1 protein-coding gene is annotated in these 1895 nt (G+C 68.5%); it reads right to left on the minus strand.

Annotation, left to right across the window (positions count from 1 at the left end; genetic code table 11):
• Positions 1-428: 428 nt before the first annotated feature.
• The gene (locus tag ACLF3G_RS29370) at positions 429-1772 is read right to left on the minus strand and encodes an IS1380 family transposase (RefSeq protein ID WP_430672919.1); all 1344 of its coding nucleotides are present in this window, start codon (positions 1770-1772) and stop codon (positions 429-431) included.
• Between the last annotated feature and the right edge of the window lie 123 nt (positions 1773-1895).

The following is a 1895-nucleotide window of genomic DNA, read 5'->3' on the forward strand; positions in this document are numbered from 1 at the left end:
GCCTCAACCCCGGCCTTGCGACGAGGCTGGTCCGGCCGGTTGGGAAGGCGGTATTCGGCTAAATCGAGCAGGAGACGGCCCGCTCTCACGAGATCACAGGCATCAGGCCCGGACGTGCAGCCCGTATCGTCGCGGGTTTGGCGACCCGAAGGTGATCCGCAAAATCATGCTGTCCCTGCACGCCCGTGGCGCCGGTACATCCGGTCCGTCCGGATCCACAAGACCTTCCGCACCGGTACTATGCGGCTGATCAGCAAGAACCTCCTAGCCCGTCCTATTCACCGGAAAGCGGCAGCGGCGGGCTCGGCGGTCTGACTTGAGCGCCGGGCATGCGTTCGCATCCGGTTGCGGCGGTGATGTTGGGCTTGGGGCGTGCGGCGTTGGAGGTTGTGGGGCGGCTGGCTCAGTGGGGGCATTTGCCCCGTTGCTCATGGTCCGGCTGGCTGGAAGCTGCAGGCGAGGCCGCGGAACAGCACAGCGTGTGGGCAGGCGGCGGCGAAGGCGATGCGCACGCGGCTGGCGGTCTCGACGACGCGGCCCGCGATCTTGAGCATGTGCAGGCGCAGGGTGGCGAACTCGGCGCTAGCCAGCGGGTGCGGCTTGGGGATGCGGTCGCGCAGCGTCAGCATCAGCCAGTAGGCGGCGGTGTGCAGCACCAGACGGAGCTGGTTGGCCAAAGGCGAGCGGCAAGAGGTGCGGTCGGAGGCGAGCTGGGCCTTGTGCAGTTTCACCAGGTTCTCGGCCTGTCCCCTTGCACAGTACAGCCCATCATAGACCCATTCGGCGCTGCCGCGGGCGAAGCTGGTGACCACGAAACGGATGTCGAGACCCATGCCGCTGGCCTCGATGCGGGCGACCACGCGACGCGCCTTGCTCCAGGACCTGGCGCCGTAGCGGGTCTCGGCATAGCGGCGCAGGACCGGGGCGTCCGCTTCGGCGCGGCGAACCCGCACGTCGTCGGCGGCGTCCTCCACGGCGGCCCGCAGCACGGCGTTGGTCGGCAGGCCGAAGACGTAGTCGATGCCCTGCTCCTCGCAAAAGGCCATCACCTCCGGGCGGCCATAGTGGCCGTCGCCGCGCAGGGTGATGTGGGTGCCTTGCCAGCGTCGCCGGATCTGCCGCACCAGGCGGCGCAGATGGCCGCGGATCTCCTGGCCCGAGGGGGTCTTGCCCGGCCGCAGCAGCACCATCACCGGGCGCGAGGTCGCGGTGTCGTAGACGTGGATGGGCAGGAAGCAGCGCTCGTCGTGGTGGGCGTTGAACAGCGATAGCTGCTGGCGCCCATGCACCACGTCCACCGTGTCGTCGATGTCGAGCGTCACGGCGGCGGGCGGCTTGGGGTAGCTGGCGCAGTAGAGGTCGACCATGGCCCGCATCAGCCGGATCACCTCGCGCAGGGACGGCGCGTTCTCCCAGCGCGACATCGTCGGCTGCGAACACAGGTCTCGCCCGCTGTCGGGCAGCCGACCGCAGGCCAGTTTGAAGCCAGGATCCCGGCGGAGGTGGTCGAGGTCGTCGGCATCCTCGTAGCCGCAGGCGATCGCCAGGATGCGGGCCCGCAGGATGTCGGCGAGCGGGTGGATCACCCGTGACGGATCACGTCGGTCGGAGATCAGCGCGGCCAGCCGGTCGCATAGACCGAGTTGGCGCTCGGCCGCGGCCAGCAGCATGACCCCGCCATCCGAGGTCAGCCGCCCACCGTCAAAGGCGGCAGTCAGCTTCTTGCGGCTGATCGCTGGAAAGCCGAACGGCTCGGTCGTATCGTCGTCCATGGCGGGTGTGGCGCGGCCTGATGGTGCTACGGGTTGGTCTCGACACCCAAATCCGTAAACGCATCCAGCAGCTTACGCCACGCCCGCCAACCTCACGCAGGCCCGTGGTGAATAAGAACGGCT

The organism is Falsiroseomonas sp. HC035, assembly GCF_050563525.1.
GTDB lineage: Bacteria > Pseudomonadota > Alphaproteobacteria > Acetobacterales > Acetobacteraceae > Falsiroseomonas.